We start from the raw sequence: 23,839 nt of genomic DNA on the forward strand, positions 1-23,839 counted from the left end.
GAGTTTAATCACAACGCTAGATCCTCAGGTGTAAATGTCATCTTGAACGAACGGTACGGATTGAACTCGTTCGGCTTCAAGCCCTGCATTTCGGTCAGACGACCGATGTTCTTCACTGCTGCCACCGCAGAACTGTCGAACGGACCGTCGCCACTGGAGCGCGACACGCTGACACTGGTGATGGTGCCATCGGGCAACATGTTGATCTGCAGGACTACCGTCATGCCCTTGCGCGCAGAAGGTGGACGCGCCCAGCCTTCGGCCGCGCGCATGCGGATCAGGTCGTCGAAGTCGCCGGCCACCTGGTCACCCTGCTCGTCGGCCAGCGCCTGCTGCCGCTCGGTGGTATCGGACAACAGCTCGGCCAGGGCCTGGGCTTTCTTGTCTTCTGCCGCCTTGCGGGCCGCCTCCTGTGCCTTTTTCTTCTGGGCATCTGCAGCGGCCTTTTTCTTGGCCTCTTCAGCTGCCTTCTTCTTCGCGTCCTCGGCCGCCGCTTTCTTCTTGGCGTCCTCGGCCGCTTTCTTCTTGGCCTCCTCGGCTGCCTTCTTCTTGGCATCCTCGGCGGCTTGTTTCTTGGCCTCTTCGGCCGCCTGCTTCTTGGCCTCTTCCTCAGCCTTTTTCTTGGCAATGTCGGCCTGCTGCTTTTCAGCGGCTTTCTTCGCCTCGTCGGCCTTCTTGGCTTCAGCGGCTTTCTTGGCCTCGGCGGCCTTGGCAGCGTCTTCTGCCTTCTTCGCCTCGGCGGCTTCGCGAGCCTCCTCGGCCTTTTGAGCGGCATCGGCTTTCTTTTGTTCCGCAGCCTTTACGGCCTCCTGCTCGACCTTCTTCTGTTCCAGCTGCTCGACTTCGGTCTGACGCGACGCGGTTTTTTTCGCTTCCCCGGCAATCTTCTGATTGGTCTGGGTGGTCGCCTGACTCTTGGACTTGAGCTGATACAGCGTAGCCTGAACGATCGGCTTGGAAGGCGGCAATTCTGGCGTCATGGCAAAACTGACGAACAGCAATGCGAACACAAGCACATGCAGGCCGATGGCCCAGACACTGGGCCAGAAGTAGCTTTCCGAGGCGGATGGCTCTCGCTGTTGCATCAGGGCGCCTCGGTAATCAGGCCAACGTTACCGACACCGGCCTTCTGCAACCCGCCCATGGCACCCATGACCGCGCCGTAGTCGACAGCCTTGTCGCCACGAATGAAGACCTGGGTCTGCTTGCCCTGGTCGCGACCGGCGGCAATGATCTTGGTCACTGCACCGGTCATTTCGGGCAAGGTCATGGCCTTGTCCATCTGCTTGTCGGTGTCGACTTCGCTGCCCAGGTTCCAGTAATAGGTCTTGTCGGCCTTGATGGAGATGGTGAGGATTTGGACATTGTTGTCCTGCGGCAAGGCTTCGCTGGAAACCTTGGGCAGGTCGACCTTCACGCCCTGATTGAGCATGGGAGCGGTCACCATGAAGATGACCAGCAGCACCAGCATCACGTCGATGTAGGGCACCACGTTCATCTCGGCGACCGGCTTGCGTTTGTGGCGAACTCGGGCCATGGGTTTGTACCTGATTACTCTTCGCTGGTGTGCACTTTGCGGTGCAGGATCGCCTGGAACTCGTCGGCGAAGGTGTAGTAACGACCGATCAGCACTTCGCTGCGCGCGGCGAAACGGTTGTAGGCGATAACCGCCGGGATTGCCGCGAACAGGCCGATGGCGGTGGCGATCAGCGCTTCGGCGATACCCGGGGCCACGGTGGCCAGGGTCGCCTGCTGGGCGCTGGCCAGGCCGCGGAAGGAGTTCATGATGCCCCACACGGTACCGAACAGGCCGATGTACGGGCTGGTCGAACCGACGGTGGCGAGGAACGGCAGGCTCTGCTCGAGTTTTTCTTCCTCACGCGAGATGGCTACGCGCATGGCCCGGCCAACGCCTTCCATGACCGCGTCGGGGTCCACACCCGGCTGCTGGCGCAGACGCGAGAACTCCTTGAAACCGGCCCGGAAGACCTGCTCCACGCCCGAATCCGGGTCCGGGTTGCTGCCTGCCTGACGGTACAGCTTGGACAGGTCGATACCCGACCAGAAGCGTTCCTCGAAGGCATCCAGCGCACGACGACCGGCGCGCAGCATGGTGCTGCGCTGGAAGATCATGATCCATGAGGTGACCGAGGCGGCCACCAGGGTCAGCATTACCAGCTGTACCACCACGCTGGCATTGCTGACCAGACTCCACATGGAGGTATGGTCGACGACGTTAGCTTCCACGCTTATTCTCCTGCATTCGATTGAGTACCCGAGCCGTCCGCCACAAAGGCGTCGCGCAGCTTGGGGGGTATGGCTCGGGGTTTGAAAGTGTCGGCGCGTACGGCGGCCACCAGGAACTGCCCTTCGCAGAGCAGCGTTTCATCCTTTTCCCGCCAGACCTGCTGCACGAAACGCAGGCTGGCGCGATTGAGTTCAAGTACTTGCGCGGTCACCCGAAGTTCATCGTCCAGGCGCGCCGGCGCGTGATAGCGCGCTTCGCTCGAGTGGACCACGAACAACAGGTTCTCCCCGGCCAGTTGCTGCTGGGAAAACCCCAGGTGCCGCAGGCGCTCGGTCCGCGCGCGCTCCATGAATTTCAGGTAGTTGACGTAATACACCACGCCACCGGCATCGGTATCTTCGTAATAGACGCGACAACGGTGTGCGATAGGTTCCAGGCCATTTTGCGCGCGCATACTCTAGTGCTTACTCCTCAGCTTGCCAATCCGCTGCGGCAACTGTTTTTTCTTCATTAATGTCGTATTGCCAGCGCACCTGAGGCATGCCAGCGGTAGGACCACGAAAAGCGGGTTTCGATCTGTCATTCATCGCCTGCTTCGGAAAAATCTGCCCCCTCACCCAGGCGCCCGGGAACATTCAGGCCAAAGTGCAGGTAGGCGTGCCGAGTGACCACACGACCACGGGGCGTACGCATGATATAGCCCTGCTGAATCAGGTAGGGTTCGAGCACATCCTCGATGGTATGACGCTCCTCGCTGATCGCTGCCGCCAGGTTATCCACCCCCACCGGGCCACCATCGAACTTCTCGATCATGGTCAGCAGCAGGCGGCGGTCGGAATGGTCGAAACCACGCTCATCGACGGCCAGCAGGTTGAGCGCCAAATCAGCCACTGCCTTGGTGATCTGCCCTTTGCCGCGCACCTCGGCGTAGTCACGCACGCGGCGCAGCAAGCGGTTGGCGATACGCGGCGTGCCGCGGGCACGGCGGGCGATTTCGTAAGCCCCCTGGTCCTCGATGACCAGCCCCAGAATGTTGGCCGACCGGCTGACGATGGTCGCCAGGTCCTTGTCGCTGTAGAACTCAAGGCGCTGGACGATACCGAAGCGGTCGCGCAGCGGGTTGGTGAGCATACCGGCGCGGGTTGTGGCCCCCACCAGGGTGAAGGGCGGCAGGTCGAGCTTGATCGAGCGGGCAGCCGGGCCTTCGCCAATCATGATGTCGAGCTGGAAGTCCTCCATGGCCGGGTACAGCACCTCCTCGACAACCGGTGACAACCGGTGAATCTCGTCGATGAACAGCACGTCATGCGGTTCGAGGTTGGTCAGCATGGCTGCCAGGTCGCCCGGGCGCTCGAGAATCGGCCCCGAGGTACTCTTGACCGATACGCCCATTTCCTGGGCGATGATATTGGCCAGGGTGGTTTTACCCAACCCTGGCGGGCCGAAGATCAGGGTGTGGTCGAGCGATTCATTGCGCCCCCGCGCAGCCTGGATGAACAGCGCCATCTGCTCGCGCACCACCGGCTGGCCGATGTATTCGTCCAGGCGCAGCGGGCGGATGGCACGGTCCTGGACTTCTTCGCGGTCGCGGCCACTGGCGGCAATCAGGCGGTCGGCTTCGATCACTTGGTAATCATCCCTTTGAGGCTGCGACGGATCAGCTCCTCACTGCCAAGGCCCGCCTTGTCCTTGATAGCGGATACTGCCTTGCTGGCTTCCTGCGGCTTGTAGCCCAGGGAAATCAAGGCACTGACGGCATCGGCCTCGGCTGTGGAGGCGCTGCTGACCGGTACCGGACCATCCGATACAAGCGTGAACATGGCGGGCGAGGTTTCCCAGGCCTTGAAGCGGTCCTTGAGCTCGACCAGCAGGCGCTCGGCAGTCTTCTTGCCGACGCCAGGCACACGCACCAGCGCCGATGTGTCCTGCGCCTGTACGCAACGCACCAATTCGTCGGCCTCAAGGCTCGACATCAAGGCCAGCGCCAGCTTCGGGCCCACGCCATTGAGGCGGATAAGCTCGCGGAACAGCTCGCGCTCGCGCTTCTCATGGAAGCCATACAGCAGGTGGGCATCTTCGCGAACCACCAGATGGGTATGCACGATTACCGTTTCGCCAACTTTCGGCAGGCGGTACAGGGTGGTCATGGGCACTTCAAGCTCATAGCCCACGCCGTTGACGTCGATAATCAGGTGCGGCGGTTGCTTTTCCGCCAGGGTGCCGCGCAAACGTCCAATCACGTTTCGATCCTTCCTCTCGGGGAGCCGATCAAAGACCGCTCAACCCTATCAGCAAATACGTCGGGTGAACGTGCCACCCGGACAAAATGTGTATCAGCTCATGAAGCAGCTACAGACGCAAGCGCCCACCGCGCCGCCGCGCCGTGGCTAGGCCGTGCGGCACCAGGCTGGAACGGGTATGGGCATGGCACAAGGCGATCGCCAGGGCATCAGAGGCATCGATCTGTGGCTTCTGGGTCAGCTTGAGCAGGTGCATGACCATCAGCATCACCTGCTCCTTGTTAGCCCCACCGGTGCCGGCCACGGCCTGCTTGACCTGAGTCGCACTGTATTCGGCGATTTCCAGGCCGGCCTCGGCGGCGGCGACGATGGCCGCGCCGCGAGCCTGGCCGAGCTTGAGCGCCGAGTCGGGGTTGCGCGCCATGAACACGCGCTCGATGCCCATGGTCACAGGGCCATGCTGGGCAATGATTTCACTGACACCGCGAAAAACGATCTGCAAGCGCTCGTGCAGCTCGCCGCTGCCGGTACGGATACAACCCGACGCCACGTACTCGCAACCACGGGCAGTCTGGCGCACAACGCCATAACCGGTGATGCGCGAGCCGGGGTCGATACCAAGAATCAGAGTCATAACGCCTGTCGTGTAGGGGGGATGCTTGAAAGCCTGAGCTCAATTCAAGGCTATTGGGGCCGCTGCGCAACCCATCGCCGGCAAGCCGGCTCCCGCAGGCACAGCGCAACTCTCGGCGGGTGCGCTTACCTGTGGGAGCCGGCTTGCCGGCGATGGGCCGCGCAGCGGCCCCAATTACAACCTTGCTGGCGACACCTTAGCCGAGTTTTTCCATGATCTCGTCGGAAATCTGCGCATTGGAATAGACGTTCTGCACGTCATCCAGGTCTTCGAGCATGTCGATCAGCTTGAGCACTTTCTCCGCCCCCTCCTGATCCAGCTCGGCACTGGTGGTCGGCTGCATGACGATTTCCGCATCCGCAGCCTTGAAGCCGGCCTCCTCCAGGGCATTACGCACGGCATAGAAGCTGTTGAACGAGGTGAACACCTCGAACGAACCGTCTTCGTTGGCCACGACATCGTCGGCGTCGGCTTCCATGGCGGCTTCCATCAGGGCATCTTCGTCCACACCCGGGGCGAAGCTGATCTGCCCCTTGCGCTCGAACAGGTAGGCCACCGAGCCATCGGTACCGAGGTTGCCGCCACACTTGGTGAAGGCATGCCGCACGGCGGCTGCGGTACGGTTGCGGTTGTCGGTCATGGCCTCGACCATGATCGCCACGCCGCCCGGGCCGTAGCCCTCGTAACTCAGCTCTTCAACGTTATCGCTTTCGTTGGTGCCGGCACCTCGGGCCACGGCGCGATCGATGATATCGCGGCTCATGTTGGCACCCAGGGCCTTGTCCAGCGCCAGGCGCAAGCGCGGATTGGAGGCCGGATCGCCACCACCCTGCTTGGCAGCGACGGTCAGCTCACGGATCCACTTGGTGAAGATCTTGCCTCTCTTGGCATCCTGGCGCTCTTTGCGGTGCTTGATGTTCGCCCACTTGGAATGACCAGCCATAACGACTCCAAACTCTTGAAACACAAACAATTGCGCCCCGAGAGGGGCGCAACGACAAATACCTGCGCCGAAACGCAAAGGCGCATCCATCTGGATGCGCCCGGGGCCCGCTTACTCGACCTTGGTCTGTTCGCGCAGGCGGATATGCAGCTCGCGCAGGGCCTTGGCATCGACCAAGCCCGGAGCCTGAGTCATGACGCACGCGGCGCTCTGGGTTTTCGGGAAGGCAATCACTTCACGGATCGACTGGGCGCCGGTCATCAGCATGACCAGGCGGTCCAGGCCGAAGGCCAGGCCACCGTGAGGCGGTGCGCCGAACTTCAGGGCGTCGAGCAGGAAGCCGAACTTCTCTTCCTGTTCTGCCGCTTCGATACCCAGCAGGCGGAACACCGCCTGTTGCATCTCTTTGCGGTGGATACGGATCGAACCGCCACCCAGCTCGGTGCCGTTCAGCACCATGTCGTAGGCACGCGACAGCGCGGTGGCCGGGTTGGCCTCGAGCTCTTCGGGGGTGCACTTGGGCGCGGTGAACGGGTGGTGCAGGGCAGTGAAGCTGCCGTCTTCGTTCTCTTCGAACATCGGGAAGTCGACGACCCACATCGGCGCCCACTCGCAGGTCAGCAGCTCGAAGTCGTGGCCCAGACGGATACGCAGCGCGCCCAGGGCCTCGCTGACGACTTTGAACTTGTCAGCACCGAAGAACACGATGTCGCCGTCTACCGCACCTACGCGATCGAGGATCACGTTGAGGTTGGCTTCAGGGATGTTCTTGACGATCGGCGACTGCAGGCCTTCAACGCCCTTGGCGCGCTCGTTGACCTTGATGTAAGCCAGGCCGCGGGCGCCGTAGATGCCGACGAACTTGGTGTACTCGTCGATCTTGCTGCGCGGCATGCTGGCGCCACCTGGCAGGCGCAGCGCGGTAACGCGGCACTTCGGATCGTTAGCCGGGCCTGCGAAGACCTTGAAGTCGACATCTTTGAGCTGGTCGGCAACGTCTACCAGTTCCAGCGGGTTACGCAGGTCTGGCTTGTCGGAACCGTAGCGGCGCATGGCTTCTTCGAAGGTCATGTGCGGGAATTCGCCGAATTCCAGGTCCAGGACTTCCTTGAACAGCTTGCGGATCATGCTTTCGGTCAGGCCCATGATCTCGGACTCATCGAGGAAACTGGTCTCGATGTCGATCTGGGTGAACTCCGGCTGACGGTCAGCACGCAGGTCTTCGTCACGGAAGCATTTGGCGATCTGGTAGTAACGGTCAAAGCCAGCGACCATCAGCAGCTGCTTGAACAGCTGAGGCGACTGCGGCAGGGCGAAGAAGCTACCGGCGTGGGTACGGCTGGGCACCAGGTAGTCGCGCGCGCCTTCTGGCGTGGCACGGGTAAGGATCGGCGTTTCGACGTCGAGGAAGCCGTTCTCGTCCAGGAAGCGACGGATGCTGCTGGTGATGCGCGAACGCAGGCGCAGCTTGTCGGCCATTTCCGGGCGACGCAGGTCGATGAAGCGGTAGCGCAGGCGGGTTTCCTCGCCGACGTCAGAGTACTCGTTCAGCGGGAACGGCGGGGTTTCCGCTTCGTTGAGCACGTTCAGCTGGTAACCGAGAATTTCGATGGCACCGGAAGCCATGTTGGCGTTCACCGCACCGTCAGGGCGCTTGCGCACCTTGCCGGTGATCTGCACCACGTACTCGCTGCGCACGCGGTCGGCCGCTGCGAAGGTTTCGGCGCGATCGGGATCGAAGACGACCTGGGCCATGCCCTCGCGGTCACGGATGTCGAGGAAGATCACCCCGCCGTGGTCGCGGCGACGATGGACCCAGCCGCAAAGGGTGACTTCCTGGCCGTCCAGGCTCTCGTTCAGTTGGCCGCAATAATGGCTGCGCATCATGATGGTGGTTTCGCTTCTCGTGATTCGTGTATTCGATGGAGGCCTTGGCCGCCCCAGGGGGCTAATACTGCAAGACCCGGCTACTGCAATTCAACTCAGTCGGCCTTGTCGCCGCCTGCCAGATTCTTTTTCGCCCCGGTCTTGAAGTCGGTTTCGTACCAGCCGCTACCGCTCAGGCGAAAGCCAGGGACCGACAACAGCTTCTTCAATGCCGGCGCCTGGCAGGCCGGACAGTCGGTCAGCGGCGCTGCGCTGATCTTCTGCAACGCTTCCATCCGGTGATCGCAGGATGCACATTGATAGTCATAAAGGGGCATGGGTGTCTCTCGTCAACCATTACGCAGGCTGCCCGGGGCAGCAAAAAGCGGGATTATATATGGTTAACAGGCACTGCGCAGCCCGCCTGGCGATCAGCGCACACTGGGCGGCTCCTGCAGCCAGGCAACACAGATCACCCGGATCAGGCCGCTGAAGTTGCGCACCCCACCCTGGCGCAGGTGCACCTCGCGATCCACATAGGAAAGCACGGCACTGACGGAGCACTCATTGGCCTCGGCGATGCGCTCGAGGATGCGCCAATAGACCGCTTCCAGGCGCAAACAGGTGGAAAACCCGTTGAGCCGGACCGAGCGCGATACCGGCTGAATCTGCATCATGTCGAAATCCGCCTTGAACGGATCAATGCACTGCTTGCCCAGGCAGCGCCCTTTGCCTACTACACGCTTGCTCGCTTGCATCATGCGCCCACATCCTCGCCACAGGTATTTTTCCCTGCACCGCAAGACAGGCACGGGCGCAGGAACCAGAGGCTCAATGAAGCGCGTACAGCCGGACGCAAAGCAGCGGCAAAGCCTTCCCGCACAAACGGAAAAGCCCGGTGAGCGTCACTCGACCGGGCTTGGCAGGCCGCTATTTATACAAGCGACCGATCATTTACCGTCAAGCAGCACTCGCAGCATCCAGGCAGTTTTCTCGTGTACCTGCATACGCTGGGTCAGCAGGTCTGCAGTCGGCTCGTCACTGACCTTGTCCACTACCGGAAAAATACTGCGGGCGGTACGCACGACCGCCTCCTGCCCCTGGACAAGCTGATGGATCATCTCGTCCGCTGCGGGCACCCCTTCCTCTTCCTTGATGGACGAATGCCGCGCATAAAAAGCATAGGAACCCGGCGCGGGGAAGCCCAGGGCGCGAATCCGCTCGGCGATGGAATCGACCGCCAGCGCCAGTTCATTGTATTGCTCTTCGAACATCAGGTGCAGGGTACGGAACGAAGGACCGGTGACGTTCCAGTGAAAGTTGTGGGTTTTCAGATACAGCACGTAGGTATCCGACAACAGGCGGGACAGCCCTTCGACGATGGACTTGCGATCTTCTTCACTGATACCGATATCGATTGCCATGAAGTTCCCCTTTTTCATATGGCTTGATGATGATCAAGCGGGCCCCACACACTGTATCAATACTTGGCGCCACGCGCCCATGACGCAGGGCAACTCATCGCCGACAGCCACCTGCGGTTTGAGAAGGCCCCGCGTTTGCTGTTAAATAGGCACCGTGCCACCCGTGCGTGCTGTCATTGCCGGGTGCATAGGCTGGCCCAACATGTGTTCGCGCCCTACACCTCATGCGCACCGTGTCGCCAGCTCTTCCTGTGATCGGCCTTATCAATTGCGAGCCAACCCATGTTCAAGATCGTCCATCTGTTGACGGGCGCTGCAGCTTTGCTGCTATCGCTCATACCCAGCCTGAAATACGACGCAACACCCTTCCTGCAGCAACCGGAGGCGGTCTACCTGGCCCTGCTCGGCCTGCTCAACCTGCTGCTGGCACCTGTCGTGCCGCTGTACTACCGCGGCGCCCGCCAGCAATTGCAGCACCTGGCCTGCGCCTTGCTGGTGGTGGCCGTGGTCCTGCAAACCCTGACCTTGCTGGCCCGCCCCGAAATGGGCAACCTGGCGGCATTGGTCTGCGCAGGCCTCGCCGTCATTCTGCACCTGGCCGCAGGCTTGGCCCGCAGCCCCAGAAAAAACCGGCCAAGCCAGGGCGCGCCGCTGGAGACCGGCATGCGCGATACCGGCACTGTGAAGTGGTTCAACACCTCTAAAGGCTTTGGATTCATTTCCCGCGATTCGGGTGACGATATCTTCGTCCACTTTCGCGCCATTCGCGGCGAAGGCCATCGCATCCTGGTCGAAGGCCAGCGCGTGGAGTTTTCGGTAATGCACCGCGACAAGGGCCTGCAGGCCGAAGATGTGGTCGCGGTAACCCGCCGCTGACCCTTTGCAGCCCTGGGGCAAGCCCAGGGCTGGCACCAATCAGTAATGAGGTGGCGGCGCTTCCTCACCCTCACTGCCATACTGGCCGACCATTTCCTCGTAACGCTTGATCAACTCGGCCATCTGCAACTGCAGACGCTGAATCACCCGCCCCTGCTCGACCACCACGTCGTTCAACTCTTGAATGGTATCGTCCTGAAACGCCTGACGGGTTTCCAGTTCGACAATGCGCGATTCCGGCGACATGTCAGGCCTCCTCATATGCATCATTGAGCAGGGCGCGCAGGCGCTGGCGAATGGCATCGACCTGCCCCGGCCCGTATTCGACAGGGGGCACCTTGCCCCAGACCGGCGCCGGCCAGGCGGCATCCCCATGGCGACGGACAATCACGTGCATGTGCAGCTGGCCGACCACATTCCCCAGCGTGGCAACGTTCATCTTATCCGCCGCGAACTCGCCCTTGAGCGCTTCGGCCAGGCAGGTTGTTTCTTTCCACAGCTGCGCCTGATCGTCCTGGCTCAGGTCGAACAGTTCGCTCACGCCGGCACGCTTGGGCACCAGGATGAACCAAGGGTAATTGGCATCCTTGCTAAGCAGCAGACGGCACAGCGGAAAATCCCCAAGAATCAAAGAGTCCTGCTGCAAACGCGAATCCATCTCAAACACTGAAAACCTCCACCAACGAAAGGGCCCCGGCGTGCGGGTCAATGCCGCAAGGATACCCTGCTTCGTCTGCGCAAGCATGCTGCACGCCCTCTGGCTGCACCCTTATAGCTCAGTAATTGATCCAGGCTGCACAGGCGCGGTAACACATCGCTACTTTTCGCACCAAAATGAGGCCGCAAACGAGTACACCACTACGCATCGACACACACAAATGACTCAACTTGAACAGTGGGCGGTAACACCTTGACTTGCAAGGCAGCTTTTTAGTTTGCAACCGGACTGCGGCCCGGCACACCGCCAGACGGGGGCCGGCCTGTATTTACGGGCACTTTCGAGCTGCGCCGGCGGAATTTGTGAAAATTTCATGAACCGTTGTTAATTTTGAGCACGCTTGTTGCATTCTCCCCACACCAAGTCGGCACGACATCTGCATAAAGCGATGGACGCAACAAATAACAACAGCCGCTTTGGATCCACCAGGGAGTTTCCCCAACCGAAATCGATAGTTACAGAATCGTTACGGTGACAGGAACAGCGCTGGCGTTGTACGGACCGATTAATCGGGGCGTGATTTGCGACATGGAACTACCTGAAAGCGACATGGCCGTAAACTTCTCGAAACGTTGTATATGCCCATATCGCCAACAACAGTCTGCGTGCTATACATTTCCGCCGACATAACAAGAAAGAGCTGCCCCATATAACTAAAAGACTTGGGCGCAGCGGTACTCTTCCTAAAAACCAAAGGAGCAAATCACGATGCGCGTGATGAAGTGGAGCATGATCGCCCTGGCCGTTTCGGCAGGGACCTCGCAGCTGGCCTTTGCCTCTGCACAGGACGAATCCAAGGGTTTCATCGAAGACAGCCAGCTGAACGTCAAGACTCGCATGCTGTACTTCAGCCGTGACGCTCGCAACAATGATCGCGACCCTGTTACCGGCGATCGCCAGAGCCGCACGGAAGAAACCGGCCTCGGCTTCCTCGGCACCTTTGAATCGGGCTTCACCCAAGGCGCCGTAGGCTTCGGCGTCGATGCCATCGGCATGCTTGGCCTGAAACTGGACAGCGGCAAAGGCCGTGCCGGCACCGGCCTGTTCCCGACAGGCTCCGACGGACGCTCGCAAGACGACTACTCCGAAGCCGGCGGCGCTGTGAAAATGCGCTTCTCCAACACTGTGCTGAAGTACGGTAACCAGTTCACCGCCCTGCCGGTATTCGCTACCGACGACAGCCGACTGCTGCCGGAAGTTGCCGAAGGCACCTTGATCACCAGCGACGAGATCGAAGGCCTGACCCTGCACGCCGGCCACTTCACCGGCATGAACGCCCAGGCCCAGACCTACCGCGACAGCCTGCGCCTGACTGAAGCCAACATCGTCGGTGGTACCTATGCCCTGACCGACAGCCTCAGCACCAGCCTGTACTACTCCAAGGTCGAAGACTACTGGCGCAAGTACTACGGCAATGTCAACTGGGCACTGCCGATTTCGGACAAGCAAGGCCTGGTGTTCGACTTCAACATCTATGACACCAAGAGCGAAGGCAGCGCCCTGTACAAAGCGTACGACGGCGACAAGCTCGACAACACCGCTTTCAGCCTGTCGGCTGCGTGGAATATCGGCGCTCATACCTTCACCATCGTGCATCAGCGCGTTCACGGTGATGGTGACTACGGTTATGGCGTCGACGGCGGCGGCACGGTCTTCCTGGGTAACTCCGTTGCACGTTCCGACTTCAACGCCGAAGACGAGAAGTCCTGGCAAGCCCGCTACGACCTGAACTTCGCTGAGTTCGGCGTACCCGGCCTGACCTTCATGACCCGTTACGTGCGCGGTACCGACGCCAATGTCGAAGGCACCACCAACGGCAAGGAATGGGAACGCGACATCGACATCAAGTACGTGATGCAGGAAGGCCCCGCCAAGGACCTCAGCTTCCGCGTCCGTCAGGCCACCTACCGCTCCTCCGACGGCGTCTACTACGGCTCCCCGTCGCTGGACGAACTGCGCCTGATCGTCGAGTACCCGCTGAGCATCCTGTAAGCCACGCTTATAGTGCCCCGCACCTGAAAAAGCCCGGCACGCTTGCCGGGCTTTTTCTTGGCTGACATTTGCCACGCCCTGGGGCATCCTGTACGCCTTCGTTTCGCCCCCGTACAATGCGGGGTCATTTCAATGTCTTAGGCAATCGACACGGCTAACCATGCGCACCAGTCAATATTTGCTCGCCACCCAGAAAGAAACCCCTGCCGACGCAGTGGTCATCAGCCATCAGCTCATGCTGCGTGCCGGCATGATCCGCAAGCTGGCTTCCGGCCTGTACACCTGGCTGCCGATGGGCTTGCGGGTAATGCGCAAGGTCGAAGCCGTGGTGCGCGAGGAAATGAACGCCGCCGGCGCCCTGGAAGTGCTGATGCCCAGCATCCAGCCCGCCGAGCTGTGGCAGGAGTCCGGCCGCTGGGAACAGTACGGCCCTGAGCTGCTGCGCCTGAAAGACCGCCACCAGCGCGACTTCTGCGTCGGCCCGACCCACGAAGAGGTCATCACCGACCTGGCCCGCAATGAGCTGTCCAGCTATAAACAGCTGCCGCTCAACATGTACCAGATCCAGACCAAATTCCGTGATGAGATCCGCCCACGTTTCGGCCTGATGCGCGGCCGCGAATTCATCATGAAGGACGCCTATTCCTTCCATGCCGACCAGGCTTCCCTGCAGGAAACCTACGACCGCATGCACCAGGCGTACAGCAACATCTTCACCCGCCTGGGCCTGGACTTCCGCCCAGTGCAGGCCGACACCGGCTCCATCGGCGGCAGCTACTCGCATGAATTCCACGTATTGGCCGAGTCTGGCGAAGACGACGTGATCTTCAGCGACAGCTCCGATTATGCCGCCAACATCGAGAAGGCCGAAGCCATCCCCCGCGAAACCGCGCGCCCGGCCCCAACCGAAGAACTGCGCCTGGTCGATACCCCGGACGCCAAGACCATCGCCCAACTGGTCGAGAACTTCGGCCTGCCGATCGAAAAGACCGTCAAGACCCTGATCGTGCGCGGTGCCGAGGAAGGCAAGCTGGTCGCCCTGATCGTCCGTGGCGACCACGAACTCAACGAGATCAAGGCCGCCAAGCTGGAACAGGTCGCCGACCCACTGGTCATGGCCACCGATGCCGAGCTGCGCGAAGCCATTGGTGCCGGCGCCGGCTCCCTCGGCCCGCTGAACCTGCCACTGGAATGCATCATCGACCGCTCGGTTGCCCTGATGAGCGACTTCGGCATCGGTGCGAACATCGATGACAAGCACTACTTCGGCGTCAACTGGGAGCGCGACCTGCCGGTCCCACAGGTTGCCGACCTGCGTAACGTCGTCGAGGGCGACCCGAGCCCGGATGGCCAAGGTACCCTGGTGATCAAGCGCGGCATCGAAGTCGGCCACATCTTCCAGCTCGGCACCAAGTACAGCGAGGCACTCAAGTGCCAGGTACTGGGTGAGAACGGCAAGCCAGTGGTGCTGTCCATGGGTTGCTACGGCATCGGCGTATCCCGCGTGGTCGCCGCCGCCATCGAGCAGAGCTACGACGACAAAGGCATCATCTGGAATGACGCCCTGGCCCCGTTCCAGATCGCCCTGGTACCGCTGCGCTACGAAACCGACGTGGTTCGCGAGGCCACCGACAAGCTCTACGCCGAACTGACGGCCGCAGGCTTCGAAGTGCTGCTGGACGACCGTGACAAGAAGACCAGCCCAGGCATCAAGTTCGCCGATATGGAGCTGATCGGTATTCCGCACCGCATCGTCGTCAGCGACCGCGGCCTGGCCGACGGCAACCTGGAATACAAGCACCGCACCGAACAGGATGCTCAAGCGCTGCCACTCAATGAAGTGCTGACCTTCCTGCAGGCCCGCGTTCGCCGCTGATAATCAATGCACGAGTGATCATGTCCAAGCGAAGTACCTTTACCCTGGGGGGCGCCGCACTGTGCGGCGCCCTGCTCCTCAGCGGCTGCGCCAACCAGATGTCCCAGCGCAGCGAGCACGAAGAGCGCGTCGAGCGCAAGCTGCTCGAACACACACTGCAGATTGATGTCGGCGAGCCCAAGGTGATGGAGCTTCCGCAGCGACGTGTACGCGTCAATGAACAGAGGCGCTTCGAGGTCACCGAGTTCGAAGTTACCCGCCGCTATGACCGGTATACGCCCTACCAACCCTGGCGGGAAGTCTACGAAATCCCGCTGGGCGCGGTGGCGGTGGTGGCCGGCGTAGGCGCCAACGTGGTCAACGTGTTTGCATTGGGCAACCTGCCGCAGAGCATCACGCACGACTGGCTCAGTTATGGCGTGGCCGGGCTCAACCCGTTCATGAACGTGCAGTCCAACGGTCGCGCCCAGCAGAACCTGGCAGGGATCAGTGAGCTGCAAAAGGACAAGCGCGAGGAGTTCACCAGCCTGCCCTGGAGCGAACGCCTGGTCGAGGTAAAGGCCGGCAAGATGACCCACGCGCTGACCACCGACAGAAACGGCGTGCTACGCCTGAACCTGCTGGACAGCCCATTCTCGGAGCAGCACCTGAACCACGTCGGCACCCTGCACCTGCAAGTGGTCGATGAAGACAACGCAGTGCGGGGCGACGCCAGCCTGCTGGTCAGCGCCACCCTGCGCAACAAGCTGCGTGAAGCCCATGAGTTGATTTTCGATGACCTGGAAGACGACGATGTCGGCCAGTGGGTTCACCGGGTCAAGCGCCTATCGGAGCTAGGCCTGGAAGAGGAAGCCAGTGAGATGGAGCAGAGCCTGATCGAGCTGACCCGCAACGATCCGGAGCTGCAGCAGGAGTTTCTGCAGGCACTGACCAAGGCTACCGGCCGGTTGGTGGCTGACCCAGGCGCACATTAATGAAAGAGGGGCTGCAATGCAGCCCCTCTTTCATTTGTCCGCGAACAACTCTAATTGCTCGTGAGCCCCACGCAAGTCGCGCAACCTCACCCCTACCCCTAGCAATCTCACCGGCTTGCCACCCCGGGCGAATGCTTGCCGTAGCAACTGCCGGTAGCTGTCCAGATCCCTACCCGCCCCTGCCTGCTCCAGGGTGGTCTGGCTGAAGTCATGGAATTTGACCTTGACGAAAGGTTTGTCCGGCCGATAGCTACTGTCCATACGAGCGATCCGCTCATTCAGGCTGTTCAGCAGTTCAGGCAAGCGCTCCAGACAACTGGCCAGATCCGGCAGATCCGTATCGTACGTATTCTCCACGCTTACAGACTGCCTACGGCTATCGTTGTGCACGGCGCGATCATCGATACCCCGCGCCAACCCCCAGAGGCGTTCACCGAAACTGCCGAATTCACGCACCAGCGCCAGCCGCGACCAGTCACGCATGTCCAGGCAGGTGTCGATACCCAGCCGGGCAAGCTTGTCTGCGGTAACCTTTCCGACACCATGCAGCCTGGCGACAGGCAATGCGGCGACAAAGGCCTCCACCTGATCAGGCGTAATCACGAAAAGACCGTTGGGCTTGCGCCAGTCACTGGCGATCTTGGCCAGGAACTTGTTGGGCGCCACCCCAGCCGAGACAGTAATGTGCAGGGTGCGCGCAACACGCCTGCGAATATCTTCGGCGATGCGCGTGGCGCTGCCGGCGAACCATTGGCTGTCGCTCACATCCAGATAGGCCTCATCCAGTGACAATGGCTCGATCAGTTCGGTGTAGTCGCGGAAGATGCCGTGGATCTCGCGCGATGCTTCGCGGTAGGCCTCGAAACGCGGTTTGACGATCAGCAAGTCAGGGCAAAGCTTCAGTGCATGGCGGGAGGACATGGCCGAGCGCACCCCATAGGCACGCGCTTCATAATTGCAGGTGGCAATCACCCCTCGATGATCCGGCGAACCACCCACAGCCATGGGGCGGCCGACCAGGCGCGGGTCATCACGCATCTCGATCGCGGCGTAGAAACAATCGCAGTCGATGTGAATGATCTTGCGCAAAGACATGGATGACCGTCAGCACTGTAAATTCATACAGATAGTACCGCATGCTCTGTCAGCGAGACAGCCGGCGCAGGAGCGCGCGCGACAATTGGCCTGAAAGCCCCGGTGCTCCTGAGCTGCCTGCCTTATTGAAAGGCTAAGGGTTTGAACGAAAACGGTTTTTTTAACTAAATGCTTGACAGGGGCGGTTAAATCCGTAGAATTCGATCTCACAGGCGCGGGATGGAGCAGCCTGGTAGCTCGTCGGGCTCATAACCCGAAGGTCGTCGGTTCAAATCCGGCTCCCGCAACCAGATTCGAGAAAAGGCCACTGTTAACGCAGTGGCCTTTTTCTTTTGCCTGAAAAATAGTCGGCGATTGAAAACTCAAGAAAATCAATAAGTAACGCTTGACACTCCGCGCTTTCACTGTAGAATTCGTTTCCACAGGCGCGGGATGGAGCAGCCTGGTAGCTCGTCGGGCTCATAACCCGAAGGTCGTCGGTTCAAATCCGGCTCCCGCAACCAGATTCGAGAAAAGGCCACTGTTAACGCAGTGGCCTTTTTCTTTTGCCCTCGAAAAGCGGGCAACGCGTTAATTACTGGTCAATCAAAAGTAATGCTTGACCACCCCCTTCAAAGCTGTAGAATGCGCACCTCTGACGCGGGATGGAGCAGTCTGGTAGCTCGTCGGGCTCATAACCCGAAGGTCGTCGGTTCAAATCCGGCTCCCGCAACCATATTCGTCAGAACAAACCCCGCCTGTGTAACAGCAGCGCGGGGTTTGTTGTTTTTCCCCGCCTGAAAACCTGGATTCATTCAGCCAAGCCCCGGCCTTGTAAGGCCGCTTTCTGGATGAACTATCTTTAACCCTGCCAAAGGACTGAAAGTCACGTTGCCCGGAGTAATATCTGGATACGTTTCCATAGGGACTTTCACTTGGCCGCCCCCTCCCCCTACCTCGCGCTGCTTGCCCGGGGTAACTCATGACCGACCGTAACCCGGAACACCAGGCACCCTTAGCCTCAACCCTGCCCACAGCTGCCCAGCGCTTGCCGTGGCTGGAGCGGGTGAGCCGCTATCGCCAGCCCATCACCCTGGCAGTTACCTTGGCGCTGTTCGCAATGGCACTGATAGCCTGCCGCCACTTGCTCAGTGAACTGGATATCCATGCTCTGCACGATGCGATGCTCAGCGTGCCCACCCGCTCGTTGGCCGGCGCGCTACTCGCTGCGGTTATCGGGTTCTTGATCCTGCTGGGATATGAATGGTCGGCCTGCCGTTATGCCGCCGTGAAGTTGCCTGGGCGTACGCTTCTGTTAGGCGGTTTCAGCGCATTTGCCATTGGTAACGCCATTGGCTTGTCGATGCTCTCGGGCGGTTCGGTACGCTATCGCCTGTATGCTCGAGAAGGCCTGGGCGCTGCCGAAGTCGCGCGCATGACAGTGTTTGCCAGCCTTTCTTTGGGCTGCGCCCTGCCCCCTCTGGCGGCACTGGCCACGTTGAGCAACTTGCCAGCTGCGGCTACCGCCCTGCACCTGCCCACCCCTGTACTGGCCACAGTCGCTATCGGCGTGCTTGCACTGACCGCCGTCCTGGTGACTGGCCTGTATCGCCGACGCCTGGCAGAGCAGCCGCTACCAGACAGCCTGCTGGTGCAACTGGGGCGCCGGACGCTGCGCCTGCCCGGCGCACGGCTGGCTGCACTGCAACTGGCAATCACCGCGCTGGATATAGCCGCCGCCGCGACCGTCCTTTACCTGCTGCTCCCGCAAGCCCCTCCGTTTGGCACATTCGTCCTGGTCTACCTGCTGGCACTTGCAGCCGGTGTACTTAGCCATGTGCCTGGCGGCGTCGGGGTGTTCGAGGCGATTCTGCTCGCAGCCTTCGCCAATCAGCTCGGCGCCGCGCCACTGGCCGCCGCACTGCTGCTGTACCGCTTGATCTATGTGGTACTGCCATTGCTGCTGGCCTGTGGGCTGCTGCTGGCCAATGAAGCCAGGCGCCTGCTGTTTGCGCAGCAGGCGCTCAAGGCCGCCTCCGGGCTGGCTGCACCGGTGCTGGCGATACTCGTGTTTCTCTCCGGTGTGGTGCTGTTGTTCTCCGGCGCAACACCGGAAATCGACACCCGCCTGGAACACATGGGCTTTCTGGTACCGCACCGCCTCATCGATGCCTCGCATTTCGGTGCCAGCCTGATTGGCGTGCTGTGCCTGTTGCTGGCCCAGGGCTTGCGCCGACGCCTGTCTGCCGCCTGGCTACTGACTACCGTACTGCTCCTGGTTGGCGCACTGCTGTCGCTGCTCAAAGGCTTCGACTGGGAAGAGGCCTGCCTGCTGACCTTCACCGCTGCCCTGCTCGCGTTGTTCCGCCGTTCGTTCTACCGCCCAAGCAGGCTGCTGGAGCTGCCGTTTTCCCCGGTGTACCTGGCAGCGAGTGCCTGCGTGGTCGGTGCTTCAGTGTGGTTACTGCTGTTTGCCTATCAAGACGTGCCCTACAGCCATCAGCTGTGGTGGCAATTCACCCTTGACGCCGATGCCCCACGCGGCCTGCGCGCCGCCATGGGCAGCGCAGTACTGTTGCTGGTCGTGGCCCTGACCTGGCTGCTGCGCACTGCCCGGCCAGTCATCCACCTGCCAGACGACGAGGAGATACAGCGCGCCAACCGTATCCTGCAGGTTTCCGACCAACCTGACGGCGGCCTGGCGTTGACCGGTGACAAAGCCCTGCTGTTCCACCCCAATGGCAACGCTTTCTTGATGTACGCGCGCCGGGGCCGCAGCCTGGTGGCCCTGTACGACCCGATCGGCCCGGCCCAGGAACGTGCCGAGATGATCTGGCAATTCCGCGATCTATGCGACCTGCACCACGCCCGCCCGGTGTTCTACCAGGTGCGTGCCGAGAATCTGCCGTTCTACATGGACATCGGCCTGACCGCGCTCAAGCTCGGCGAAGAAGCCCGAGTCGACTTGCGCCGCTTCGACATCGAAGCCAAAGGCAAGGAAATGAAAGACCTGCGCTACACCTGGAACCGCGGCGGCCGCGATGGCCTGAGCCTGGAGATCCATGAACCGGGCCAGGCCCCCATGGTTGAACTCAAAGAGATCTCGGATGCCTGGCTCGGCGGCAAGAACGTGCGCGAAAAAGGCTTCTCGCTCGGGCGCTTCAGCCCTGAGTACCTGCAGCATTTTCGCATCGCCCTGATTCGCTACCAGGGCCGGCCAGTGGCGTTTGCCAACCTGCTTGAAACTCACAGCAACGAACTGGCCAGCCTCGATCTGATGCGTGCCCACCCCCAGGCGCCGAAGCTGACCATGGAATTCATGATGATCGGCCTGATCCTGCACTACAAAAGCCATGGTTACGGCCGTTTCAGCCTGGGCATGGTACCGCTTTCCGGCTTGCAGCCACGGCGCGGCGCCCCGTTGGCCCAGCGCCTGGGCTCGATGGTGTTCCGTCGCGGCGAACAGCTTTACAACTTCCAGGGGCTACGCCGCTTCAAGGACAAGTTCCAACCGGACTGGGAACCCCGCTATATGGCCGTGCCGGCCGGGCTCGACCCGCTGGTGGCACTGGCCGACACTGCCGCCCTGATTGCGGGCGGCCTGACTGGATTGGTGAAACGTTGATGATCCGACGCTACTGGCTGTACCTACTGATACCCCTGCTCTTGGCCGCATTGGCTGGGGCCACTGCCTTCTGGTTGGGGGCCCGACCGGCCCCAGAAGCACGCCTTGAGCAACTGACCGTCAATGACACCCGCATCACCCGCGTCATCCCGGGCGTGCATGCCAAAGCCTGGGTGGCCATCGGCGTGCCCCAGGACCAGGCGCTGACCGATAAACAGTTGCTTGACTTGAGCCAGGCCGGTGAGGCTCAGCTGGTGCAAGTCATCCTGCCGCCGGGGGCCTGCAGTAACCAGCAGCAATCGATGGATAAGGCCATGACCCTTCTGGCCGAAAAACCGACCCTGGTAGCCGGTATCGGCCCTGGTGCAAGCCAGGCCTGGCGTTGGCTGGCCACACAGAATGACGACAAGGCCCGCGCCATCTCCGTGAATTTCAACATGGAACAGCCCAGCTGCGCTGCAGCCTTGCCCAAGTCCGCCCCTCATGGTCACTGGAGCGTCGCCTGGAACGACAACCCGGATGACGCCAGCGCCGCCTTCGTGCGCGACCAGCGCAATGCCGACACCAGCATCAGCGACTACGACATCCACCTGCCACAACTACTCAAGGCGCAACTGACCCAGGCCTTGGTCGGCCACGATGGCAACGCGCTGGCAATCCCGGTCGTGGAAGTGCCTGCCGGGCAAACCACCGACACCGTTACCCTGTTCCTCTCAGGCGATGGTGGCTGGCGCGACCTGGACCGCGATGTGGCCGGTGAAATGGCCAAGCTTGGTTACCCGGTGGTCGGCATAGACACCCTGCGTTACTACTGGCAGCACAAGACCCCCGAGCAAAGCGCTGCCGACCTGTCGGAACTGATGCAGCACTATCGTCAGAAATGGGGTACCAAGCGTTTTGTGCTGACCGGCTATTCGTTCGGTGCCGACGTGCTGCCGGCGATCTACAACCGCCTGCCTGCCGAGGACCAGCAACGTATCGATGCGGTGATGCTGCTGGCCTTCGCCCGCAGTGGCAGCTTTGAGATCGAGGTCGAGGGCTGGTTGGGCAAGGATGGCCAGGAGGCACCTACCGGACCGGAGATGGCCAAACTGCCGGCGCCCAAAGTGGTATGCATATACGGTGTGGAAGAGGCCGATGAAAGCGGTTGCACCGACAAGACTGCAGTGGGCGAGCGCATTAAGCTGCCCGGTGGGCATCACTTCGACGAGAACTATCCGGCACTGGCCAAGCGCTTGATCGATGAAATTGAAATACGCCAGGGCAAGTCCAGCGTGGCAGAACAGAACTGAGGCGTAGCGAGGGGCCGCGTTGCGGCCCCTCGCCTTGATCAGATCTCGACCTGTGTACCCAACTCGATCACCCGGTTGAGCGGCAGGTTGAAGAAACGCAGGTTACCGTTGGCGTTCTTGAGCAGAAACGCAAACAGGTTGCCCCGCCAGCGCGACATCCCCTCAAGACGCGACGCGATCACCGTTTCGCGGCTTAGGAAATAAGTCGTACGCATGGGGCTGAAGTCCAGGCCGTCCAGGTGGCATAGCTTCAGTGCCGCCGGCACATCCGGCTCATCCATGAAACCGAAGTGCAACAGCACCCGGAAGAAGCCATCACCATAGGCCTCCACTTCAAAGCGCTCCTGCTCGGGCACCCGTGGCCGGTCTTCACTCACAACCGTCAGCAGTACCACCTGGCTGTGCAGCACCTGGTTATGCAACATGTTGTGCAACAGCGCATGCGGGACGGCATCGGGCCGCGCAGTGAGGAACACGGCAGTACCTTCTACGCGGTGCGGTGGCTGTACGCGAATGCTGCTGATGAACACCGGCAACGGCAGCCCACCCTCATCAATTCGCTCGACCAGAATCTGCTTGCCGCGCTTCCAGGTGCTCATCAGCAGGAACAGCACACCCCCGGCCAGTAACGGGAAGGCGCCGCCCTGGACAATCTTCGGCACGTTGGCGGCGAAGAACAGCCCGTCGACCAGCAGGAAACCAATCAGAATCGGTACCGCCAGCACCGGCGGCCACTTCCACAACAACAGCATCACCGCCGACACCAGGATGGTGGTCATCAGCATCGTGCCGGTCACCGCCACGCCGTAAGCGGCCGCCAGCGCACCGGATGATTCGAAGCCGATCACCAGCAGCACAACGCCTGCCATCAGCGTCCAGTTCACTGCTGCGATGTAGATCTGCCCCTGCTCGTCGCTGGAGGTGTGCTGGATATGCATACGCGGGATATAACCCAGCTGGATAGCCTGGCGGGTCAGGGAGAAAGCACCCGAGATCACCGCCTGCGAAGCAATTACCGTGGCCATGGTCGCCAGCCCCACCAGCGGCAGCAACGCCCACGCCGGCGCCAGCAGGTAGAACGGGTTGCGCGCAGCGTCAGGGTTTTGCAGCAGCATCGCGCCCTGGCCGAAATAGTTGAGCACCAATGCTGGCAGCACCAGGGCGAACCAGGCACGGGCAATCGGCTTGCGACCGAAATGGCCCATGTCGGCGTACAGCGCCTCGGCACCGGTCAGGGCCAGCACCACAGCACCGAGAATGGCCACACCCATGCCCGGGTGCACGATGAAGAAGTTCACCGCCCAGCCCGGGTTGAACGCCTTGAGCACCTCGGGGCTCTGCGAGATGCCATGCACCCCCAGCGCCGCCAGCACCACGAACCAGGTGACCATGATCGGGCCGAACAGCTTGCCGATCTTCTCGGTGCCATGCTTTTGCACCAGGAACAGCGCCACCAGCACCACCAGCGAAATCGGCACCACCCAATGGTCGATACCGTCGAATGCCAGGCCCATGCCCTCTACTGCCGACAGCACCGACACCGCCGGGGTGATCATGCTGTCGCCGTAGAACAGCGAGGCGCCGATCAGCCCACAGATGACCATCAGCGTGCGCAGGCGCGGGTAGGCCGCCGTAGCCCGCCGCGCCAGCGCGGTCAGGGCCATGGTACCGCCCTCTCCCTGGTTGTCGGCGCGCAGGATGAACATCACGTACTTGAACGACACCACCCACAGCAGCGACCAGAGGATCAGCGACAGGATCCCCAGCACACCATCATGATTGACCGGCACCCCGTAACCGCCGGTGAAGACTTCCTTGAGGGTATACAACGGGCTGGTACCGATATCGCCGTAGACCACCCCAACAGCTGCCACCAACAGGCTCAGCGACCGCGTCGCCCCCTGCCCGCCCTCGGCGTGACTGCTTGCCTGAACCATCGACCACTCCCGCAAACGGCCATCTAGACCGGTAGAATTCTGCCTCGCGCCAGGGGATCGCACATGCCCCGACGCAACGGCGCGAAGCATAGCGCAGCGTTCGTCGCATTTGTGCTGGTC

Annotated in this window: 22 protein-coding genes and 3 tRNA genes; 9 read left to right on the forward strand and 16 right to left on the reverse strand. The window is 61.3% G+C overall.

Features of this window, described 5'->3' with window-relative positions; translation table 11 throughout:
- Positions 1-8: 8 nt before the first annotated feature.
- The 12 genes from tolA to ACMGF5_RS02715 form a co-directional block, all read right to left on the reverse strand.
- On the reverse strand, positions 9-1,085 hold the full coding sequence (gene tolA / locus ACMGF5_RS02660) for a cell envelope integrity protein TolA (RefSeq protein WP_012315815.1): 1,077 nt from the start codon (positions 1,083-1,085) through the stop codon (positions 9-11).
- Positions 1,085-1,537 (reverse strand): protein TolR, encoded by a 453-nt coding sequence (gene tolR, locus ACMGF5_RS02665; protein ID WP_039603824.1) that lies wholly within the window; start codon positions 1,535-1,537, stop codon positions 1,085-1,087. The genes tolA and tolR overlap by 1 nt, the downstream gene beginning before the upstream one ends.
- Before the next feature lie 14 nt (positions 1,538-1,551).
- A complete protein-coding gene (gene tolQ / locus ACMGF5_RS02670) occupies positions 1,552-2,247 on the reverse strand; it encodes a protein TolQ (protein ID WP_010952367.1) in 696 nt (231 codons plus the stop codon).
- A gap of 2 nt (positions 2,248-2,249) precedes the next feature.
- Entirely contained in the window at positions 2,250-2,702 is a 453-nt protein-coding gene (gene ybgC, locus ACMGF5_RS02675; protein WP_414157554.1) for a tol-pal system-associated acyl-CoA thioesterase, read from the reverse strand.
- Positions 2,703-2,827: 125 nt separating this feature from the next.
- Positions 2,828-3,874: a Holliday junction branch migration DNA helicase RuvB gene (ruvB, locus tag ACMGF5_RS02680; RefSeq protein WP_414157555.1), complete on the reverse strand. Its 1,047-nt coding sequence runs from the start codon at positions 3,872-3,874 to the stop codon at positions 2,828-2,830.
- On the reverse strand, positions 3,871-4,488 hold the full coding sequence (gene ruvA / locus ACMGF5_RS02685; RefSeq protein ID WP_115274061.1) for a Holliday junction branch migration protein RuvA: 618 nt from the start codon (positions 4,486-4,488) through the stop codon (positions 3,871-3,873). The genes ruvB and ruvA overlap by 4 nt, the downstream gene beginning before the upstream one ends.
- Before the next feature lie 109 nt (positions 4,489-4,597).
- On the reverse strand, positions 4,598-5,122 hold the full coding sequence (gene ruvC, locus ACMGF5_RS02690) for a crossover junction endodeoxyribonuclease RuvC (RefSeq protein ID WP_012315820.1): 525 nt from the start codon (positions 5,120-5,122) through the stop codon (positions 4,598-4,600).
- Positions 5,123-5,318: 196 nt separating this feature from the next.
- Positions 5,319-6,065, reverse strand: a complete 747-nt coding sequence (locus ACMGF5_RS02695; RefSeq protein WP_012315821.1) for a YebC/PmpR family DNA-binding transcriptional regulator — start codon at positions 6,063-6,065, stop codon at positions 5,319-5,321.
- A gap of 111 nt (positions 6,066-6,176) precedes the next feature.
- Entirely contained in the window at positions 6,177-7,952 is a 1,776-nt protein-coding gene (gene aspS / locus ACMGF5_RS02700; RefSeq protein ID WP_012315822.1) for an aspartate--tRNA ligase, read from the reverse strand.
- 95 nt (positions 7,953-8,047) lie between these two features.
- Entirely contained in the window at positions 8,048-8,269 is a 222-nt protein-coding gene (locus ACMGF5_RS02705; RefSeq protein ID WP_046787975.1) for an FmdB family zinc ribbon protein, read from the reverse strand.
- A 93-nt stretch (positions 8,270-8,362) separates the two neighbouring features.
- Positions 8,363-8,692 carry a ribbon-helix-helix domain-containing protein gene (locus tag ACMGF5_RS02710; protein ID WP_046787974.1) on the reverse strand — a complete coding sequence of 110 codons (330 nt, stop codon included), beginning with the start codon at positions 8,690-8,692 and terminating at the stop codon, positions 8,363-8,365.
- Positions 8,693-8,881: 189 nt separating this feature from the next.
- Positions 8,882-9,355 carry a Dps family protein gene (locus tag ACMGF5_RS02715; RefSeq protein WP_012315825.1) on the reverse strand — a complete coding sequence of 158 codons (474 nt, stop codon included), beginning with the start codon at positions 9,353-9,355 and terminating at the stop codon, positions 8,882-8,884.
- Between the two features lie 282 nt (positions 9,356-9,637).
- Here ACMGF5_RS02715 and ACMGF5_RS02720 point away from each other — a divergent pair, with 282 nt between their 5' ends.
- On the forward strand, positions 9,638-10,231 hold the full coding sequence (locus tag ACMGF5_RS02720; protein ID WP_012315826.1) for a cold-shock protein: 594 nt from the start codon (positions 9,638-9,640) through the stop codon (positions 10,229-10,231).
- A gap of 39 nt (positions 10,232-10,270) precedes the next feature.
- Here ACMGF5_RS02720 and ACMGF5_RS02725 read toward each other — a convergent pair whose 3' ends face one another.
- Both ACMGF5_RS02725 and ACMGF5_RS02730 read right to left on the reverse strand, forming a co-directional pair.
- A complete protein-coding gene (locus tag ACMGF5_RS02725) occupies positions 10,271-10,477 on the reverse strand; it encodes a SlyX family protein (RefSeq protein ID WP_039602955.1) in 207 nt (68 codons plus the stop codon).
- Position 10,478: 1 nt separating this feature from the next.
- Positions 10,479-10,898 (reverse strand): HIT family protein, encoded by a 420-nt coding sequence (locus tag ACMGF5_RS02730; protein WP_046787973.1) that lies wholly within the window; start codon positions 10,896-10,898, stop codon positions 10,479-10,481.
- A gap of 759 nt (positions 10,899-11,657) precedes the next feature.
- Between ACMGF5_RS02730 and ACMGF5_RS02735 the strand changes: the two genes are divergently transcribed.
- The 3 genes from ACMGF5_RS02735 to ACMGF5_RS02745 all read left to right on the forward strand — a co-directional run bounded on the left by ACMGF5_RS02735 (position 11,658) and on the right by ACMGF5_RS02745 (position 15,791).
- Complete coding sequence (locus ACMGF5_RS02735; protein ID WP_346640934.1) at positions 11,658-12,941, forward strand: OprD family porin; 1,284 nt, start codon at positions 11,658-11,660, stop codon at positions 12,939-12,941.
- Between the two features lie 160 nt (positions 12,942-13,101).
- A complete protein-coding gene (locus ACMGF5_RS02740) occupies positions 13,102-14,817 on the forward strand; it encodes a proline--tRNA ligase (RefSeq protein WP_046787972.1) in 1,716 nt (571 codons plus the stop codon).
- Between the two features lie 20 nt (positions 14,818-14,837).
- On the forward strand, positions 14,838-15,791 hold the full coding sequence (locus ACMGF5_RS02745) for a hypothetical protein (protein WP_115274059.1): 954 nt from the start codon (positions 14,838-14,840) through the stop codon (positions 15,789-15,791).
- Positions 15,792-15,821: 30 nt separating this feature from the next.
- Here the strand turns inward: ACMGF5_RS02745 and dinB are convergent, their stop codons facing one another.
- On the reverse strand, positions 15,822-16,880 hold the full coding sequence (gene dinB / locus ACMGF5_RS02750) for a DNA polymerase IV (RefSeq protein WP_174142345.1): 1,059 nt from the start codon (positions 16,878-16,880) through the stop codon (positions 15,822-15,824).
- A 219-nt stretch (positions 16,881-17,099) separates the two neighbouring features.
- Between dinB and ACMGF5_RS02755 the strand changes: the two genes are divergently transcribed.
- From ACMGF5_RS02755 to ACMGF5_RS02775, 5 genes are all read left to right on the forward strand, one after another.
- A tRNA-Met gene (locus ACMGF5_RS02755) sits at positions 17,100-17,176 on the forward strand.
- A 136-nt stretch (positions 17,177-17,312) separates the two neighbouring features.
- Positions 17,313-17,389: transfer RNA gene (locus ACMGF5_RS02760), tRNA-Met, on the forward strand.
- Between the two features lie 135 nt (positions 17,390-17,524).
- Positions 17,525-17,601: transfer RNA gene (locus tag ACMGF5_RS02765), tRNA-Met, on the forward strand.
- A gap of 246 nt (positions 17,602-17,847) precedes the next feature.
- On the forward strand, positions 17,848-20,490 hold the full coding sequence (gene mprF / locus ACMGF5_RS02770) for a bifunctional lysylphosphatidylglycerol flippase/synthetase MprF (RefSeq protein ID WP_414157556.1): 2,643 nt from the start codon (positions 17,848-17,850) through the stop codon (positions 20,488-20,490).
- Complete coding sequence (locus ACMGF5_RS02775) at positions 20,490-21,782, forward strand: virulence factor family protein (protein ID WP_119687642.1); 1,293 nt, start codon at positions 20,490-20,492, stop codon at positions 21,780-21,782. Before mprF ends, ACMGF5_RS02775 begins: the two co-directional genes overlap by 1 nt.
- Before the next feature lie 38 nt (positions 21,783-21,820).
- On the opposite strand, the gene ACMGF5_RS02780 is transcribed toward ACMGF5_RS02775, so the two are convergent.
- Entirely contained in the window at positions 21,821-23,719 is a 1,899-nt protein-coding gene (locus ACMGF5_RS02780) for a potassium transporter Kup (protein ID WP_046787967.1), read from the reverse strand.
- Positions 23,720-23,839 lie beyond the last annotated feature (120 nt).

Source organism: Pseudomonas sp. BNK-15 (assembly GCF_047456105.1).
GTDB lineage: Bacteria > Pseudomonadota > Gammaproteobacteria > Pseudomonadales > Pseudomonadaceae > Aquipseudomonas > Aquipseudomonas putida_E.

Coding starts and splice junctions, on each gene's coding strand:
- ACMGF5_RS02775 (WP_119687642.1), top strand. CDS start 20,490: ATGATCCGACGCTACTGGCTGTACCTACTGATACCCCTGCTCTTGGCC.
- ACMGF5_RS02740 (WP_046787972.1), top strand. CDS start 13,102: ATGCGCACCAGTCAATATTTGCTCGCCACCCAGAAAGAAACCCCTGCC.
- ACMGF5_RS02725 (WP_039602955.1), bottom strand. CDS start 10,477: ATGTCGCCGGAATCGCGCATTGTCGAACTGGAAACCCGTCAGGCGTTT.
- tolA (WP_012315815.1), bottom strand. CDS start 1,085: ATGCAACAGCGAGAGCCATCCGCCTCGGAAAGCTACTTCTGGCCCAGT.
- ACMGF5_RS02745 (WP_115274059.1), top strand. CDS start 14,838: ATGTCCAAGCGAAGTACCTTTACCCTGGGGGGCGCCGCACTGTGCGGC.
- ACMGF5_RS02735 (WP_346640934.1), top strand. CDS start 11,658: ATGCGCGTGATGAAGTGGAGCATGATCGCCCTGGCCGTTTCGGCAGGG.
- ACMGF5_RS02705 (WP_046787975.1), bottom strand. CDS start 8,269: ATGCCCCTTTATGACTATCAATGTGCATCCTGCGATCACCGGATGGAA.
- ybgC (WP_414157554.1), bottom strand. CDS start 2,702: ATGCGCGCGCAAAATGGCCTGGAACCTATCGCACACCGTTGTCGCGTC.
- ACMGF5_RS02710 (WP_046787974.1), bottom strand. CDS start 8,692: ATGATGCAAGCGAGCAAGCGTGTAGTAGGCAAAGGGCGCTGCCTGGGC.
- ruvC (WP_012315820.1), bottom strand. CDS start 5,122: ATGACTCTGATTCTTGGTATCGACCCCGGCTCGCGCATCACCGGTTAT.
- aspS (WP_012315822.1), bottom strand. CDS start 7,952: ATGATGCGCAGCCATTATTGCGGCCAACTGAACGAGAGCCTGGACGGC.
- ACMGF5_RS02695 (WP_012315821.1), bottom strand. CDS start 6,065: ATGGCTGGTCATTCCAAGTGGGCGAACATCAAGCACCGCAAAGAGCGC.
- ACMGF5_RS02780 (WP_046787967.1), bottom strand. CDS start 23,719: ATGGTTCAGGCAAGCAGTCACGCCGAGGGCGGGCAGGGGGCGACGCGG.
- tolR (WP_039603824.1), bottom strand. CDS start 1,537: ATGGCCCGAGTTCGCCACAAACGCAAGCCGGTCGCCGAGATGAACGTG.
- ACMGF5_RS02715 (WP_012315825.1), bottom strand. CDS start 9,355: ATGGCAATCGATATCGGTATCAGTGAAGAAGATCGCAAGTCCATCGTC.
- ACMGF5_RS02720 (WP_012315826.1), top strand. CDS start 9,638: ATGTTCAAGATCGTCCATCTGTTGACGGGCGCTGCAGCTTTGCTGCTA.
- mprF (WP_414157556.1), top strand. CDS start 17,848: ATGACCGACCGTAACCCGGAACACCAGGCACCCTTAGCCTCAACCCTG.